17 protein-coding genes are annotated in these 15,295 nt (G+C 52.2%); 11 read left to right on the forward strand and 6 right to left on the reverse strand.

Features of this window, described 5'->3' with window-relative positions; all coding sequences use genetic code 11:
- Positions 1 to 146: 146 nt before the first annotated feature.
- Positions 147 to 656, reverse strand: a complete 510-nt coding sequence (gene cpxP, locus EB241_RS15670; protein ID WP_124234052.1) for a cell-envelope stress modulator CpxP — start codon at positions 654 to 656, stop codon at positions 147 to 149.
- Positions 657 to 807: 151 nt separating this feature from the next.
- Between cpxP and cpxR the strand changes: the two genes are divergently transcribed.
- The 3 genes from cpxR to trmL are packed head-to-tail and all read left to right on the forward strand — an operon-like array spanning position 808 to position 3,395.
- Positions 808 to 1,503: an envelope stress response regulator transcription factor CpxR gene (gene cpxR / locus EB241_RS15675; protein WP_124234053.1), complete on the forward strand. Its 696-nt coding sequence runs from the start codon at positions 808 to 810 to the stop codon at positions 1,501 to 1,503.
- Positions 1,500 to 2,876, forward strand: a complete 1,377-nt coding sequence (gene cpxA / locus EB241_RS15680; protein ID WP_124234054.1) for an envelope stress sensor histidine kinase CpxA — start codon at positions 1,500 to 1,502, stop codon at positions 2,874 to 2,876. The genes cpxR and cpxA overlap by 4 nt, the downstream gene beginning before the upstream one ends.
- A gap of 42 nt (positions 2,877 to 2,918) precedes the next feature.
- Positions 2,919 to 3,395: a tRNA (uridine(34)/cytosine(34)/5-carboxymethylaminomethyluridine(34)-2'-O)-methyltransferase TrmL gene (gene trmL / locus EB241_RS15685; RefSeq protein ID WP_124234055.1), complete on the forward strand. Its 477-nt coding sequence runs from the start codon at positions 2,919 to 2,921 to the stop codon at positions 3,393 to 3,395.
- Here trmL and cysE read toward each other — a convergent pair.
- The 5 genes from cysE to EB241_RS15710 form a co-directional block, all read right to left on the reverse strand.
- A complete protein-coding gene (gene cysE, locus EB241_RS15690; protein ID WP_124234056.1) occupies positions 3,392 to 4,213 on the reverse strand; it encodes a serine O-acetyltransferase in 822 nt (273 codons plus the stop codon). The two genes, trmL and cysE, sit on opposite strands and share 4 nt — an antisense overlap.
- A 66-nt stretch (positions 4,214 to 4,279) precedes the next feature.
- Positions 4,280 to 5,299 carry an NAD(P)H-dependent glycerol-3-phosphate dehydrogenase gene (gene gpsA, locus EB241_RS15695; protein ID WP_124234057.1) on the reverse strand — a complete coding sequence of 340 codons (1,020 nt, stop codon included), beginning with the start codon at positions 5,297 to 5,299 and terminating at the stop codon, positions 4,280 to 4,282.
- Positions 5,299 to 5,766, reverse strand: a complete 468-nt coding sequence (gene secB, locus EB241_RS15700) for a protein-export chaperone SecB (RefSeq protein WP_124234058.1) — start codon at positions 5,764 to 5,766, stop codon at positions 5,299 to 5,301. Before secB ends, gpsA begins: the two co-directional genes overlap by 1 nt.
- A gap of 51 nt (positions 5,767 to 5,817) precedes the next feature.
- Positions 5,818 to 6,069, reverse strand: coding sequence for a glutaredoxin 3 (gene grxC / locus EB241_RS15705; protein WP_124234059.1), 252 nt, complete (start codon positions 6,067 to 6,069; stop codon positions 5,818 to 5,820).
- A gap of 16 nt (positions 6,070 to 6,085) precedes the next feature.
- Positions 6,086 to 6,517, reverse strand: coding sequence for a rhodanese-like domain-containing protein (locus EB241_RS15710; protein ID WP_124234060.1), 432 nt, complete (start codon positions 6,515 to 6,517; stop codon positions 6,086 to 6,088).
- Positions 6,518 to 6,846: 329 nt separating this feature from the next.
- On the opposite strand from EB241_RS15710, the gene envC reads away from it, so the two are divergent.
- The 8 genes from envC (at position 6,847) to EB241_RS15750 (ending at position 15,286) form a co-directional block, all read left to right on the forward strand.
- A complete protein-coding gene (gene envC, locus EB241_RS15715; RefSeq protein WP_124234061.1) occupies positions 6,847 to 8,151 on the forward strand; it encodes a murein hydrolase activator EnvC in 1,305 nt (434 codons plus the stop codon).
- Between the two features lie 48 nt (positions 8,152 to 8,199).
- Positions 8,200 to 9,090, forward strand: a complete 891-nt coding sequence (locus tag EB241_RS15720) for a divergent polysaccharide deacetylase family protein (protein WP_124234062.1) — start codon at positions 8,200 to 8,202, stop codon at positions 9,088 to 9,090.
- Positions 9,091 to 9,128: 38 nt separating this feature from the next.
- Positions 9,129 to 10,364 (forward strand): glycosyltransferase, encoded by a 1,236-nt coding sequence (locus EB241_RS15725; protein WP_124234142.1) that lies wholly within the window; start codon positions 9,129 to 9,131, stop codon positions 10,362 to 10,364.
- Positions 10,357 to 11,268 carry a hypothetical protein gene (locus EB241_RS15730; protein WP_124234063.1) on the forward strand — a complete coding sequence of 304 codons (912 nt, stop codon included), beginning with the start codon at positions 10,357 to 10,359 and terminating at the stop codon, positions 11,266 to 11,268. Before EB241_RS15725 ends, EB241_RS15730 begins: the two co-directional genes overlap by 8 nt.
- 121 nt (positions 11,269 to 11,389) lie before the next feature.
- A complete protein-coding gene (gene rfaD / locus EB241_RS15735; protein WP_124234064.1) occupies positions 11,390 to 12,322 on the forward strand; it encodes an ADP-glyceromanno-heptose 6-epimerase in 933 nt (310 codons plus the stop codon).
- 16 nt (positions 12,323 to 12,338) lie between these two features.
- Complete coding sequence (rfaF, locus tag EB241_RS15740) at positions 12,339 to 13,400, forward strand: ADP-heptose--LPS heptosyltransferase RfaF (protein WP_124234065.1); 1,062 nt, start codon at positions 12,339 to 12,341, stop codon at positions 13,398 to 13,400.
- Positions 13,388 to 14,362: a lipopolysaccharide heptosyltransferase RfaC gene (rfaC, locus tag EB241_RS15745; RefSeq protein WP_124234066.1), complete on the forward strand. Its 975-nt coding sequence runs from the start codon at positions 13,388 to 13,390 to the stop codon at positions 14,360 to 14,362. Before rfaF ends, rfaC begins: the two co-directional genes overlap by 13 nt.
- A 6-nt stretch (positions 14,363 to 14,368) precedes the next feature.
- Positions 14,369 to 15,286, forward strand: a complete 918-nt coding sequence (locus EB241_RS15750; protein ID WP_124234067.1) for a glycosyltransferase family 2 protein — start codon at positions 14,369 to 14,371, stop codon at positions 15,284 to 15,286.
- The last annotated feature ends 9 nt before the right edge of the window (positions 15,287 to 15,295 follow it).

Genomic DNA, 15,295 nt, shown 5'->3' on the forward strand with positions numbered 1-15,295 from the left:
ATTTTAAAACCGCTCCACACCGTTACAATTTTTTCTAAGTGGCTGTATTTGCTTAGATTGAGAGGTAAGTCATTGATAAAAAAAACCCCGCATCATGCGGGGGAAGACAGGGATGGTGTCTATGGCAAGGAAACAGGGATACGGTATTACTGACTACTATCGATACTGCCCGCTTCATATAGCGCTGAAGCCTGCTGCATATTTGCCAGTTTGCGCATTTCATCAATACGCTGCTGGTGTTTGTGGTTCAGGACATCCTGCTGAGTTGGTGTCAGAAGGTGGTACATCTGGTTTCGTACACGAGCTATCTCAACCTGACGGTCAATTTCCTTCAGTGCCAGGCTGTCCAACTGTGCTTTGTAGGCGGCTTCGTTAAATTTATCTGCAATAATCATGTCATGCAGATATTCTAAATCGTTAATACTTATGGAAGAACACTTATGGCGAGCCTGTTGCATCAAATCTCGCATTTGCTGGCGCTGCTGTTCGGAAAGATGGATCCCATCAAACATGTGACTCTGTGGGATATAGGTCATATTGCGTGACACCGCGTCGTCATGATGCATCTTGTCAGCCGTCGTCACTTTTGCGCCGCACGCGCCAGATGAGCCTATCATCAGCGTGGGTATCACAACGGCGGCGGTAACTATGCGCATCGCTTACTCCGGGTTTGGTTTCCACTTTCCGATTCAACGCGAGCCAGTCTACGGAGCCAGCTGAAAACATGCGTCAGGCGGTGTAAAACTACGTAAAGTCATGGATTGACGGTATTCGTTCACGGTATTTTGCCTGCGGAGGGCAATAAAAATGCATAAAATCCTGTTGGTTGACGATGACCGCGAATTGACTTCGCTGCTGAAAGAATTACTTGAAATGGAAGGCTTTGATGTACTGGTCGCCAGCGATGGTGAACAAGCGCTGGGCCTGCTGGACAGTACGGTTGACCTGCTATTGCTTGACGTAATGATGCCAAAGAAAAACGGCATTGATACCTTAAAAGAACTCCGTCAGCACCACCAGACGCCGGTCATTATGCTTACTGCCCGCGGTAGCGAGCTGGATCGTGTTTTGGGGTTGGAACTGGGTGCCGATGACTATCTGCCTAAACCGTTTAACGATCGTGAGCTTGTGGCGCGCATACGCGCTATTTTGCGCCGTTCGAACTGGAGCGAGCAGCAACAGCATGACAGCAGCTCTCCAACCCTTGAGGTGGATCACCTGAGCCTGAATCCGGGTCGCCAGGAAGCCAGCTTTGATAACCAGACGCTGGAACTGACCGGGACTGAGTTTACGCTGCTTTATTTGCTGGCACAGCATCTGGGGCAGGTTGTGTCTCGTGAGCATCTCAGCCAGGAAGTATTGGGTAAACGCTTAACGCCGTTTGATCGCGCAATTGATATGCATATTTCCAATTTGCGCCGCAAACTTCCCGATCGTAAAGATGGTCACCCATGGTTTAAAACACTGCGTGGGCGAGGCTATCTGATGGTTTCCGCGACATGATTTCAAGCCTTACCACCCGCATCTTCGCCATTTTTTGGCTGACACTGGCACTGGTGCTGATGCTGGTTTTAATGGTGCCCAAACTGGATACACGCCAGATGACGCCGCTTCTGGATAACGAGCAGCGTCAGGGCATCATGATTGAACAGCACGTTGAGGCGGAGCTGGTTCAGGACCCGCCGAATGATTTGATGTGGTGGCGCCGGTTATTCCGTGCCATTGACAAATGGGCACCTCCGGGCCAGCGCCTGCTATTGGTGACCAGCGAAGGCAGGGTGATTGGCGCACAACACAATGAAATGCAGGTTATCCGTAATTTTATTGGTCAGTCCGACAATGCCGATCATCCGCAGAAAAAGAAATACGGCAGAATAGAAATGATTGGCCCCTTCTCGGTCCGTGACGGAGAAGATAACTATCAGCTCTATTTGATCCGTCCGGCGGGCAGCACACAGCTCGACTTTATCAACTTGCTGTTTGACCGCCCCCTGCTGTTACTGATGGTTACTATGCTGATCAGCTCACCTTTGCTGTTATGGCTGGCATGGAGTCTGGCGAAACCGGCGCGCAAGCTGAAACACGCAGCAGATGATGTCGCCGCAGGTAACTTACGTCAGCGGCCTGAGCTGGAATCGGGTCCACAGGAGTTTATGGCGGCGGGTGCCAGTTTCAACCAGATGGTCAGCGCTCTGGAAAGGATGATGACCGGCCAACAGCGTTTACTGTCCGATATCTCTCACGAATTACGCACGCCACTTACCCGCCTGCAACTGGCTACAGCACTGATGCGCCGCCGTCAGGGTGAAGGCAAAGAACTGCAACGTATTGAGACAGAAGCCCAGCGGCTGGATGGCATGATTAACGATCTGTTAGTTCTCTCGCGGACGCAGCACAAAAACGCGCTGGTCAGTGAGGCGATGAAAGCCAGCCAGCTGTGGTCAGGGGTGCTGGACGATGCACAGTTTGAAGCGGAACAGATGGGGAAAGTGCTGGAAATCCCTTATCCCCCAGGACCATGGCCACTGTACGGTAACCCAAATGCCCTGGACAGCGCCCTGGAAAATATTGTCCGCAATGCGCTGCGCTACTCCTGGTCAAAAATCATGGTGAGCTTCTCAGTAGATAAACAAGGGATCACCATTCATGTCGATGATGATGGCCCAGGTGTCAGCGCTGAAGATCGTGAGCAAATTTTTCGGCCCTTTTATCGTACGGATGAAGCGCGCGACCGCGAATCAGGCGGTACTGGGCTTGGACTGGCGATTGTCGATACGGCTATCCAGCAGCATCATGGCTGGGTGAAAGCCGATGACAGCCCGCTTGGCGGTTTGCGACTGACAATCTGGCTGCCACTCTATACCAGCAACAACTGATCTTTGCTATGCTGCGGCCCTTGATGATGAGGGCCGCTGTCGATGTTGAATATCGTTTTATTTGAACCTGAAATTCCCCCTAATACCGGTAATATCATTCGCCTTTGCGCCAACACTGGCTTTCTGCTCCATCTGATAGAACCATTGGGTTTCGCCTGGGACGACAAGCGTCTGCGCCGTGCCGGACTTGATTACCATGAATTTACCGCTATTCAGCGCCATGTTGACTACAATGCGTTTATCGAGAAGGAAGCGCCCGAACGGCTGTTTGCTTTGACGACCAAAGGCACACCCGCACACAGTGCGGTCAGTTATCAGGCAGGGGATTATCTGCTTTTCGGGCCGGAAACACGTGGACTGCCTGACAGCGTATTAAATGCGCTGCCTGCTCAACAGAAAATCCGCATTCCCATGCTGCCAAACAGCCGCAGCATGAACCTGTCAAATGCAGTATCAGTAGTGGTATATGAGGCATGGCGGCAGTTAGATTATGGCGGTGCGTTGATTAAAACGGGTTAAATCCCGTCCCCGAACTCAAAGCCTGCCACCATGCCATTGAAGTGCTGATCCATATCCATTGACGGTTTGTCGCTGTTCGGTTTACCGACAATGCGCGCCGGAACACCCGCAGCAGTGGTATGAGGTGGCACAGGTTGCAGGACCACAGAGCCTGCACCGATTTTCGCTCCACAGCCAATCTCAATATTGCCAAGAATTTTGGCACCGGCACCAATCATCACGCCTTCACGGATTTTGGGATGGCGATCGCCCGACGTTTTACCCGTACCACCCAGCGTCACCGATTGTAAAATCGACACATCATCTTCAATCACCGCCGTTTCACCGACCACAATACCGGTAGCATGATCGAGCATAATGCCACGACCAATTTTTGCTGCCGGATGGATATCCACAGCAAAAGAGACAGAAACTTCATTTTGCAGATAGATTGCCAATGCCCGGCGCCCTTCATTCCACAGCCAGTGACCAATACGATAGGCCTGCAAGGCATGAAAGCCTTTCAGATACAGCAGGGGCGTGGAATATTTATCAATGGCGGGGTCACGCTGACGCACAGCCTGGATATCACATGCTGCCGACGTAATCATTGAAGGATCTTGCTGATAGGCTTCCTGCACAATCTCACGAATAGCAATGGCAGGCATAATGGGGTTGGCCAGTTTATTGGCCAACATGTAACTCAGTGCGCTGCCCAGATCGTCATGTTTTAACAACGTGGCGTGGTAAAAACTGGCCAGCATTGGTTCGCAGTCCGCAAGGGCCCACGCTTCCGCTTTAATATACTTCCAGACCAGTTCAGGCTCTACACACGGCATGACATCTTCCCCCTAAAATATAGCCTCCGTGAAACACCGAAAGCTACGACGCCGGGCATCCCTGTCTCAGCTGGCGCTGTTTTCATCTTTCCTGGCGCGTCCAAGTAAGCTCAATGCTGCATCCCGTGCATTTTTTTCGCAATACAATACCTGATAAATCTGCTCGGTTATTGGCATTTCCACGCCACAGCGGGCTGCCAGCGCCTTAACTTCTTTGGTATTTCGAAAACCTTCAACCACCTGGCCTATATTGTTCTGCGCCGTTTCCACGTCAATTCCCTGCCCCAGCATCATGCCAAAACGGCGATTACGGGACTGGTTATCAGTGCAGGTAAGCACCAGATCGCCCAGACCCGCCATGCCCATAAAGGTGCTCGGGTCTGCACCCAGCGCTGCTCCCAGACGGGTCATCTCCGCCAGACCGCGGGTTATCAACGCCGTTCTTGCGTTTGCGCCAAAACCGATGCCATCAGAAATACCGGCACCAATTGCAATCACGTTTTTTACCGCGCCACCCAACTGGACACCCGTGAAGTCAGGATTGTTATAAACACGAAAGCTCTTACCACAGTGCAATAACGTTTGCAGCTCTTGCGCAAACCCAATATCCGTTGCCGCCAGTGCGATAGCGGTAGGCAGGCCTGCCGCCAGCTCTTTAGCAAAGGTTGGCCCTGAAATCACCGCCAGCGGGATCCCCTCACCAAGAATTTCGCGAGCCACGTCCTGCAACAACCGGCCCGTTTCTTTTTCCAGGCCTTTGGTAGCCCAGACAATGCGTGAGTCTGCTCGCAGATGCGGCCTGATTTGCTGTAACACATCACCAAACACATGGCTGGGAACGACCACCAGCAGGTCACGGCTGGCGGCAATAGCCGTCGCCAGATCGAGTTCAATGCGCAGAGAATCAGGAAAGGTGACATCAGGCAGAAAAGCAATATTACAGCGATCGGCCTGTAACCGTGCCTGATGTTGTGGGTTATGGCCCCACATCACCACCTGATGACCATTACGTGCCAGCGTGATGGCCAAAGCGGTGCCATAAGATCCGGCACCGATAACGCTCATTGACGCATTAGCCTGTGGCATTACGCATCCTGCTGCGGTGCGTCACCTTCACTTACCTGCTGCTGAAGATAGTTCATAAACAGTGCATCAAAGTTGACCGGGGCCAGATTCAGCTGCGGGAAAGTACCACGAGAAACCAGGCTGGTAATGCATTCGCGTGCATAGGGGAAAAGGATATTCGGGCAATATGCACCGAGACAATGTGCCATCTGGTTGCCTTCAATGCCAGATACAGAGAAGATACCTGCCTGCTGCACTTCGCACAGAAACGCCGTTTCTTCACCCACGGTCGCGGTTACCGTGACACGAAGAACGACTTCAAAGACGTCATCAGCCAGCTGACTTGAAGCAGTATCCAGATCCAGTTTGACTTCTGGCTCCCATTCTTTCTGAAAAATCTGGGGGGCATTAGGTGCTTCAAACGAGACATCTTTAGTGTAAATACGCTGAATCTGGAAAGACATCTCGGTGTTGTTTTGTTCTGACATGTTACGTAATCCTATGTGTTAAACAATCCGTTAATTCGTAAGCTGGCCGTTTTATTTTAATAGCGGGTCCAGGCCCTGGCGGCCATCAAGTGCATAGAGGTCGTCACAGCCACCGATGTGTTGAGCATCAATAAAAATCTGTGGGACCGTCGTGCGGCCACTTCGGTTAATCATCTCTTCGCGCCTGGCGGCATCACTGTCAATAGCAATTTCCTGATACTTAACGCCTTTCTGACTTAACAGCGCTTTTGCACGGTGACAAAAAGGACAGGTCGCTTTGGTATAGATTTCAACATTAGCCATGTTGTAACTCCGAATTTTACTTGCCTCGCACCAGTGGAAGATTTTCACCATTCCATCCTGATACGCCATCTTTGAGAACAAAAACCCGCCCGAAGCCGGCCGTATTAAGCTGAGCAGCAGAATCGATAGCAGAAGTGCCGGTTGCGCAGACCACAATCACTGGCTGGGCTTTATGCTTTTCCAGCTCACCAAAGCTGCCTTTTTTGATATCAGCAGCCAGCAAGTTAATGGCATTAGAAATATGGCCTTTACGGAAGTCATCGCGTGAACGCACATCAACCACCACACCGTTTTCTTTGTTAATTAAGTAGGTTGCTTCACCACGGCTGATTGTTTTCACTTTGGAAAACATACCCTTAACAGTAGTCACGATCACTAAAACCAACAGCGCAACCCACGCCAGACTGAGGATGGTATGGTTGCCTGCAAACTGCATAATATCTTGCATGAGGGGTAACAGCTCCCGAAGCGGGTTAATAAGCTAAAACAAGGCTTCTGAGTATACCTACCACTGCGGTCATGTACAGTCGTGAAGCGGCTGGAGTTCTGTTTTCTGGGGCAGATCTGCAAAAAAAATTGCCTTAAGTGCAAATCACCAGTCGGCCTTGCGACAGCCACCTTATTGTTTGGTTATTTGTTGCACAATATTTCTTCGCGGGACAGGCCATTTTGCTTCACCCCTCCCATACCCTCACCGGGAGTCTGTCATTAATGGAAACGCAAAAGCCGTTGAGATAGCTGGTAAGCGGCTGTTCATCGTGAAATAATCCTGGACCTATGAGGCAAAACGCGACAGTTTCACTTCTCCGAACCCAGGGTAATGGATCAGCCAGCGGCGCTCCATCGCATCTTGCCGTGTTCATTCTTTCCAGCTGCATGCTTTGCGCTGGATTACTGCTGCCCGTCGCCAGCCAGGCTGCCGAAGACAATAAATCTGAACTGAAAAGCATTCAGCAGAATATTGCCGTTAAAGAAAAAAGCGTCCAGTTACAGAAGCAGCAACGTACCAAACTGCTTAATCAGCTACAAAGTCAGGAAAAAATCATCGCTCAGGCCAGCCGTCAATTGCACGAAACGCAATTGACCCTTTCCGGCCTGAACAAAGCGATCGCGTCTCTGACCGCGTCAATCAACGCATTACAGGATCAACAGGATCGCCAGCAAAAACTGCTGGCCGGGCAACTTGATGCGGCTTTCCGTCAGGGTCAACACAGCGGGCTACAACTCATACTCAGTGGTGAGGAAAGTCAGCGCAGTGAACGTATTCTGGCCTATTTCGGTTACCTTAATGCAGCGCGGCAAAAATCCATCGACGAGCTGAAAAAAACCCGCAGCGACCTTTCAGCACAGAAAGCGACGCGGGTAGAAAAACAGGCGCAACAGCAATCACTACTGATTCAGCAGCAGGATCAGCAGCAAAAACTGGAAGGCGCTCGCGTTGCCCGCAAGAAAACGCTCACCGTACTGGAGTCATCGCTGGAAAAAGATCAGGCCCAGTTAACAGAGATGCGGCAAAACGAGAGCCGTTTGCAGGACAAAATTGCCAAAGCAGAGCGGGAAGCCCGTGCACGCGCTGAAAAAGAAGCCAGGGATGCACAGCGTATTCGTGACCGCGAAAGCCAGGCAAAGAGCAAGGGCAGCACCTATAAACCTACTGAAGGTGAGCGCTCGCTTATGGCACGTACCGGCGGTCTGGGGCGGCCTTCGGGACAGGCGCTGTGGCCGGTACATGGCAGGATAGAGCATCGTTTCGGTGAGCAGCTCCAGGGTGAATTACGCTGGAAAGGGCTGGTCATTAATGCCCCGGAAGGTACGGAAGTAAAAGCCATTGCCGACGGGCGTGTGCTAATGGCCGACTGGCTGCAAGGTTACGGCCTGGTGGTGGTCATTGAGCACGGTAAAGGCGATATGAGCCTGTATGGCTACAACCAAAGTGCGCTGGTGAGCGTGGGTTCTCAGGTCCGGGCCGGACAGCCTGTCGCGCTGGTGGGAACCAGCGGTGGCAGGGGTACCCCGTCACTCTATTTTGAAATCCGCCGCCAGGGACAGGCCGTCAATCCACTACCGTGGTTGGGAAGGTAACTTTTGTCACATTTCCGTAAAATCAGCAGCTTACTGTCAGGCCTGCTCATGGTCTGTACAGCGCATGCTGGCAAACTCGCTATTGTTATCGATGATTTTGGCTACCGACCGACACAGGAAAATCAGGTATTACAAATGCCTCCGGCCATTTCCGTTGCGGTATTACCCAATGCCCCCTACGCCCGGGAAATGGCGACCAAAGCACATCAGCGCGGTCATGAAGTGCTGATCCATCTGCCCATGGCTCCGCTCAGCAAGCAGCCGCTGGAAAAAGATACGTTGCGACCGGACATGTCGGGCGGCGAAATTGAGCGAATTATTCGCGAAGCCACCGGCAGGGTACCGTTTGCTGTCGGGCTGAACAACCATATGGGCAGCGCCATGACGTCCAGCTTGTCAGGCATGCAAAAAGTGATGCAGGCACTTGATAATTATAACCTTTACTTTCTGGACAGCATGACCATCGGCAACAGCCAGTCTTCCCGCGCCGCACAGGGGACGCGAGTAAAAGTGATAAAACGTCGGGTGTTCCTTGACGACACGCAGAATGAAGCCGACATCCGTCAACAGTTTTTGCGCGCCGTGCGCCTTGCCCAGCGCGATGGCTCCGCAATTGCTATTGGCCATCCTCATCCATCGACGGTGAACGTTTTACAGCAAATGTTGCCGAGGCTTCCGGCGGATATTACATTGGTTCGCCCAAGTCAGTTGCTTAATGAGCCACAGAGCCGCCAGCAGAGTTCACCACCGCCGCAGGGCAAACCGCTGCCGTCCGGCAATGCTTTCCACGGCGTGAAAGATTGCCCGGTCAACGTTGGTCCTGTGCCCGCAACACAGGCATTTTCCGTGGTTGCAGATAGTCTTTCCCACAGTGCGATGGTTCAGTATTTTTCCACCCATTTCTCCGGTCTGAGCATCGGAGCCGGGAAAACGCCTTGACGTCGTGTGGGTGACGAAACAGATATGGAAGCAGCATGATGGCGCATAAGACAATAAAAATCCTGTTACTGGATACGGGAAATGAATGGGGAGGCGGTACCAACAGTATGCTGGAATTACTGAAGCGTATTGACCGTAGCCGGTTTGCCGTCCAGTGCTGCTTTTATCATAATTACCGCCGGGGCCAGGACGAACCACTTGAACAGGTGCTGAACGCGCTGGATATTCCGGTGATCTTTATTCCCCAGCGCCGCCAACCGCTCTGGGCGAAAGTGGCCAAAGAGCTGTTACGTTCACTGGTATTCTTCCATCGCGATTCGCGGCAAAAGGTTACCCATTTTGTCGACAGCCTGTGGCGAATCAAGCCAAATGCGCTAAAGATTCGCCAGCTTCTTGTGCAACATGATGTTGATTTGTTGTACATGAACAACCAGCCTGGCTCAAACGCCGAAGGTTACCTGGCCACCGATAAACTGCCCGTCGCCGTTGTGCAGCACTGTCGGATAGAGCCGGTTCTCAATGCCGGTCTGGTACGCATGGTTAACCAGCGGGCTGATGCGATCATCGCGGTCTCCAGCGGCGTGCATAAAGTTCTGCTGGAACAGGGCGTTGCGGCGGAAAAATGCGTTACCGTGTTTAATGCTATCGATATCCGGCAAACCTTGCCCGTTCGCGAAACCATGCGCGAACAATTACTGATTGTGCCGCCGGAAACCTTTGTATTTGGCAGTATCGGTTCATTAATTACCAGAAAATCGCACCATCATACCCTGCAGGCGCTGGAAAAATTCGCCACCGCATTCCCTGAAGCCGACTGGAGAATGGTGATCCTTGGTGAAGGCCCGCAACACAACGCACTACAACAGCAGGCACAGTCATCAGGCATTGCTAACCGCGTGATGTTTACCGGCTTTCGCAGTAATCCAATGGATTATCTCGCTGCTTTTGACGTGTTTATTCTGGCATCCAAAAGTGAGGGGCTTCCCCGTGTGATACTGGAAGCGATGCTGTTGAAAACGGCGGTGATTGGTTCACGGGTGACGGGAACCGCCGAACTTATCGCGCACAACAGAACCGGCCTGCTGTATGATTACGGTGATATTCAGTCCCTGTTTGAACAGATGAAAACACTGTGGCTTGATGCCACGATGCGCCAGCAACTGATATTGCAGGCGAACAGCCGCGTTAAAGAATGCTATGCCATTGAGCATTATGTCTCGGGCGTGGAAACTATTTTGCAGAATGCGACTAATGGGAAGCCATCGCATGTTTGAATTTTTGAATCCCCGATTCCGCCACGTTCGCGCACGTCATAATCTCTCCTATCAGCAAAAACACGTGCAGGGCAGTATCGCAGTTACCTCAATCATGATCCCCTGTACCGGTGCAGATTATGTTGAAGAAGCGTTGCTGAGCGCACTTTTTGCTTCCCGCTTTGCCAGCGAGGCGCAGGAGATTGTGATTGTGACCGATCAACCGGCAGAGCAGTTTGGCACACTGCCCGCGAAAACACGTGTTGTCACGCTGGATGTTCCCTGTCGCGAAGAGAGCTATCGCTACAAACAAATTTACCGCAGCCGACTGGTTAAGCTTCAGACACCCTTGCAGGCGCGCACGGAAGGGATTCTGATGATCGATTCTGACCTGAATCTGCTAAAAATGCCCGTCATCAATATGTTGGACAGCCACCTCTATTCCAGCTTTCGCCAGGGTAAGATGATTGCCAAGCTGATGGCTGCCCCCGAACAAAATCGTCCGGCGTACTACCGCAACGCGGTCCGTCCGTTTATCGTCGATCATGTCAACGGCGCGTTTCTTGCTGCCACCCGTCAAACCTGGCAGCGCATTTGCCCACTGTGGCTGACACTGTTTCAGGATACCTGGGAACTGATGGACGATTCTCAGCCCCCCACCGATCAGCTACCGCTGGCGGCCCTGCTGGATTTACTGGATCTGAAAACCGTTAATCTGGGTGACTGGATGAACTGGCCGGTGTCAAAAAAAATCGGTGGCGCCAGTGCAACCATACCGCAGGACGTGGTTGGGGCTCATGGTGGTTTCCCGCTCTCTGAATGGCAAAAATACCTTGAGTCACCCGCCGCGTCCCTGACGTTCAAAGGTCAGGATTACACGCGAAAAGTCCGTTATCTGACCGATGCAGAAAAAAACAGACGCTGAAGCTGCATCACATTTGCTTCAGGAGTCATCCGGCTGGCTGCGGCCTGTTGAGATGTTATGATGAAAGGTATCAGCGCGTGAAACCTCCCGTTTCACCCACACTTTTTAAAGGTTCAAGCTTATGATTATCGTCACTGGCGGCGCAGGGTTTATTGGAAGTAATATCGTCAAAGCGCTGAATGACCAGGGTCACACCGATATTCTGGTGGTCGACAACCTGAAAGATGGCACCAAATTTGCCAATCTGGTGGATCTGGACATCGCAGACTATATGGATAAAGAAGATTTTCTCATCGCGATACTTGCTGATGAAGATTTCGGTGATGTTGAGGCAGTGTTTCACGAAGGCGCGTGCTCTGCCACCACGGAGTGGGATGGCAAGTACATGATGGACAATAATTATCAGTACTCAAAAGAGCTGTTACATTACTGTCTCGAACGTCAAATTCCTTTCCTGTATGCCTCTTCCGCTGCCACTTACGGTGGGCGTAATGATAACTTTATTGAAGAACGCCAGTTTGAAGAACCGCTGAATGTGTATGGCTATTCAAAGATGCTGTTCGATCACTATGTCCGCCAAATCCTGCCAGAGGCAGAATCACAGGTGTGTGGCTTTCGCTACTTTAATGTTTACGGCCCGCGTGAAGGCCATAAAGGCAGTATGGCCAGCGTCGCTTTCCACCTGAATACCCAGTTGAACAATGGTGAAAATCCAAAACTGTTTGAAGGCAGCGATAATTTCAAACGTGATTTTATCTATGTGGAAGATGTGGCGGCGGTGAATCTGTGGTTCTGGCAAAACCGTGTTTCAGGCATATTCAACTGTGGTACCGGGCGGGCAGAATCTTTCCAGGAAGTGGCCGACGCGGCGCTAAAATTCCACCAGAAAGGGGAAATCGAATACATCCCTTTCCCGGAAAAACTGAAAGGCCGCTATCAGGCTTTTACGCTGGCAGATCAAACCAAACTGCGTGCAGCAGGCTACGATAAATCGTTTAAAACCGTAGCAGAAGGCGTGGCAGAGTATATGGTCTGGCTGAACCGCAACGCGTGAGCAGGCACATCCGGTAATGAAAATTCTGGTAATCGGCCCCTCATGGGTTGGCGACATGATGATGTCGCAGAGTCTCTACCGCACGCTTAAATCAACGCATCCTGAGGCGGTGATCGACGTCATGGCACCGGCATGGTGTCGTCCATTACTGTCACGCATGCCGGAAGTGAATGCCGCCCTGCCCATGCCACTTGGCCACGGCGCTCTGGCGTTGGGCGAACGCCACCGTCTGGGAAAAGCGCTACGTGATAAAGGCTATGATCGCGCTTATGTGCTGCCCGGCTCATTTAAATCCGCTTTAGTTCCCTTTTTTGCCAACATCAAAATCCGTACCGGCTGGCGCGGAGAGATGCGCTATGGGCTGCTGAATGATATGCGGGTATTGGATAAAACGGCTTTTCCGCTGATGGTACAGCGCTATGTTGCGCTGGCTTATGACAGGCAGCAAATTGCCAGCGCAACAGACCTGCCACAGCCGCTGCTGTGGCCCGCGCTACAGGTCAGCGAAGAAGAGAAGCAGAAGACGGCCACTGACTTCAGTCTGGCGGTGGAAAGACCCGCGATCGGCTTCTGTCCCGGTGCCGAATTTGGTCCCGCCAAACGCTGGCCACACTATCACTATGCTACGCTGGCGCGGATATTGATCGAGGATGGCTATCAGATTGTGTTGTTTGGCTCAGAAAAGGACAGGGAAACAGGGGGACAGATCCTGCAAAACCTGCCGGAAGAGAGCCGTCAGCACTGTCGTAACCTTGCTGGCGACACCACACTGGAGCAGGCAGTGATTCTGTTGGCTCACTGTCATGCCGTTATTAGCAATGATTCCGGCCTGATGCACATTGCCGCCGCGCTAAATCGCCCTCTGGTCGCGCTTTATGGCCCCAGCAGCCCTGATTTCACGCCGCCGCTCGGCCATGATGTCCGCGTTATCCGCCTGATTACTGGCTACCACAAGGTGCGAAAAGGTGAAGCGGCAGAGGGCTACCATCAGAGCCTGATCGATATTCAACCCGATCGTGTCGTTGCTGAACTGGCGACATTGCTGAATAAAAATCAGGGGGATCCATGCAGGTCCTGATCGTTAAAACGTCCTCAATGGGTGATGTGCTCCATACTCTGCCCGCCCTCACAGACGCCATGCAGGCTATACCGCAGATCCGTTTTGACTGGGTTGTGGAGGAAGGCTTCGCGCAAATCCCCGCCTGGCATCCGGCGGTGGATCGGGTTATTCCGGTTGCGATACGTCGCTGGCGCAAACACTGGTTTGGCAGCGAAGTACGTGAGCAACGCTTTCTGTTTAAGCGTGAGCTTCAGTCACGCCAGTATGATCTGGTCATTGATGCCCAGGGCTTAATCAAAAGTGCCGCGCTGGTAACCCGCCTCGCCAAAGGCATCAAACACGGGCAGGACAGCCGTAGCGCCCGCGAACCTTTTGCCAGCTGGTGGTACGACAAGCGCCATGAAATCAACAAGCAACAACATGCCGTACAACGCACACGGGAACTGTTCGCGAAAAGTCTTGGTTATCCGCTGCCAACAGACCAGGGAAATTATGCCATCGCCGGGCATTTCCTGACCCAACCGCCTGCCGATGCCGGGCGCTATCTGGTCTTTCTTCACGCCACTACGCGGGCGGCAAAGCACTGGCCCGAAGAAAGCTGGCGCAAGCTGACGGAGCTGCTGCAATCCAGCGGCCTGAAGATAAAACTGCCGTGGGGAACCGAACACGAGCACCAACGGGCGCTCAGACTGGCAGAGGGATTTGACTGTGTTGACGTATTGCCTAAGCTGACGCTGGAGCAGGTGGCCCGGACCTTAGCCGGAGCAAAAGCCGTGGTGTCGGTCGATACCGGACTGAGCCATCTGACAGCAGCGTTAAATCGCCCTAACATTACGCTCTATGGGCCGACCGATCCTGGTCTGATCGGTGGATATGGTAAAAATCAGCTCGTACTGCGCCCGGCAACAGGCAATAATATGGCTGATATTTTGCCAGAGACGGTGCTCGAGCATCTCCGCCCGTTGATCGTGATAAACTAAAAACCGATGACAACACCTTGCCTGAGCATCCTCATCGCCGCACACAACTGCGGCGATTATCTTGTGGGGACGTTAGACAGCATCGTCGCATCACTGGGCGGAGCACTGACACGCACCGAGATTGTAATTGTTAACGATGCCTCCACGGATAATACGCAGGCGATCATTGACGACTACATGCAGCGGCTTCCCATCCTGCATAGTTTCCGCACTGACTACCGCAATGTTGGCAAGGTCCGCAATTATGCCGTCCGGCAGGCCCGTGGAGAGTATATCCTGATGGTCGATGGGGATGACCGTTTGCTGCCGGGCGCGTTGCAGAACAGGTTGCACACCTTGCTGACGCACAGCCCGGATATTCTGCTGAGTAAAATTATCGAAGTACGCCCCGGAGCACCGCTTCCGCAATGGCTGCCCGGCGAATTTACAGAACTGAGTAAAAATGACGCCATCGAACGTTTTCTTATTCACCGTGACTTCCAGGCCCATTTCATCGGTCAGTTCTTTACCAGAACGCTGCTGCAACAACATGCTTTTCCTGACTTCATTTGCTATGAAGATACCTGGCTGTTTCCGCTACTGCTGACATACAGTAAGAAGACGCTGTTTACTCACCATGGCTTTTATCTCTACCGTAAGCACCCGCACAGCCTGTCAGCGGCAATCGATCAACATAAAATCACCTGCCTTATCGCCGCAACGCAAAACATGGACAACGTGTTGCCGGAGCAGTTTGAACATCTGATCACCTGTCACTGGCTGGATATTGCCAATCGCTACCATTCAACACTTCGCGGCACCGCTCAGGGTACGCTGGTGAAAGAGCGTATCGCCAGAATCAGCCTGCTGCGCTTTCTGTTAAACAGGAAGATCAGGATGAGTTTCAAAAGAAAGATGCTGGCCGTGAGAAAGCTGGCGCTGTAACCGCGCAGA

Source organism: Erwinia psidii (genome assembly GCF_003846135.1).
Classification (GTDB): Bacteria; Pseudomonadota; Gammaproteobacteria; order Enterobacterales; family Enterobacteriaceae; genus Erwinia; species Erwinia psidii.

What these genes read in the sequence shown, in the direction of transcription:
- cpxP (WP_124234052.1), bottom strand. Translation starts at nt 656, where the DNA reads ATGCGCATAGTTACCGCCGCCGTTGTGATACCCACGCTGATGATAGGC.
- cpxR (WP_124234053.1), top strand. Translation starts at nt 808, where the DNA reads ATGCATAAAATCCTGTTGGTTGACGATGACCGCGAATTGACTTCGCTG.
- cpxA (WP_124234054.1), top strand. Translation starts at nt 1,500, where the DNA reads ATGATTTCAAGCCTTACCACCCGCATCTTCGCCATTTTTTGGCTGACA.
- trmL (WP_124234055.1), top strand. Translation starts at nt 2,919, where the DNA reads ATGTTGAATATCGTTTTATTTGAACCTGAAATTCCCCCTAATACCGGT.
- cysE (WP_124234056.1), bottom strand. Translation starts at nt 4,213, where the DNA reads ATGCCGTGTGTAGAGCCTGAACTGGTCTGGAAGTATATTAAAGCGGAA.
- gpsA (WP_124234057.1), bottom strand. Translation starts at nt 5,299, where the DNA reads ATGCCACAGGCTAATGCGTCAATGAGCGTTATCGGTGCCGGATCTTAT.
- secB (WP_124234058.1), bottom strand. Translation starts at nt 5,766, where the DNA reads ATGTCAGAACAAAACAACACCGAGATGTCTTTCCAGATTCAGCGTATT.
- grxC (WP_124234059.1), bottom strand. Translation starts at nt 6,069, where the DNA reads ATGGCTAATGTTGAAATCTATACCAAAGCGACCTGTCCTTTTTGTCAC.
- EB241_RS15710 (WP_124234060.1), bottom strand. Translation starts at nt 6,517, where the DNA reads ATGCAAGATATTATGCAGTTTGCAGGCAACCATACCATCCTCAGTCTG.
- envC (WP_124234061.1), top strand. Translation starts at nt 6,847, where the DNA reads ATGAGGCAAAACGCGACAGTTTCACTTCTCCGAACCCAGGGTAATGGA.
- EB241_RS15720 (WP_124234062.1), top strand. Translation starts at nt 8,200, where the DNA reads ATGGTCTGTACAGCGCATGCTGGCAAACTCGCTATTGTTATCGATGAT.
- EB241_RS15725 (WP_124234142.1), top strand. Translation starts at nt 9,129, where the DNA reads ATGGCGCATAAGACAATAAAAATCCTGTTACTGGATACGGGAAATGAA.
- EB241_RS15730 (WP_124234063.1), top strand. Translation starts at nt 10,357, where the DNA reads ATGTTTGAATTTTTGAATCCCCGATTCCGCCACGTTCGCGCACGTCAT.
- rfaD (WP_124234064.1), top strand. Translation starts at nt 11,390, where the DNA reads ATGATTATCGTCACTGGCGGCGCAGGGTTTATTGGAAGTAATATCGTC.
- rfaF (WP_124234065.1), top strand. Translation starts at nt 12,339, where the DNA reads ATGAAAATTCTGGTAATCGGCCCCTCATGGGTTGGCGACATGATGATG.
- rfaC (WP_124234066.1), top strand. Translation starts at nt 13,388, where the DNA reads ATGCAGGTCCTGATCGTTAAAACGTCCTCAATGGGTGATGTGCTCCAT.
- EB241_RS15750 (WP_124234067.1), top strand. Translation starts at nt 14,369, where the DNA reads ATGACAACACCTTGCCTGAGCATCCTCATCGCCGCACACAACTGCGGC.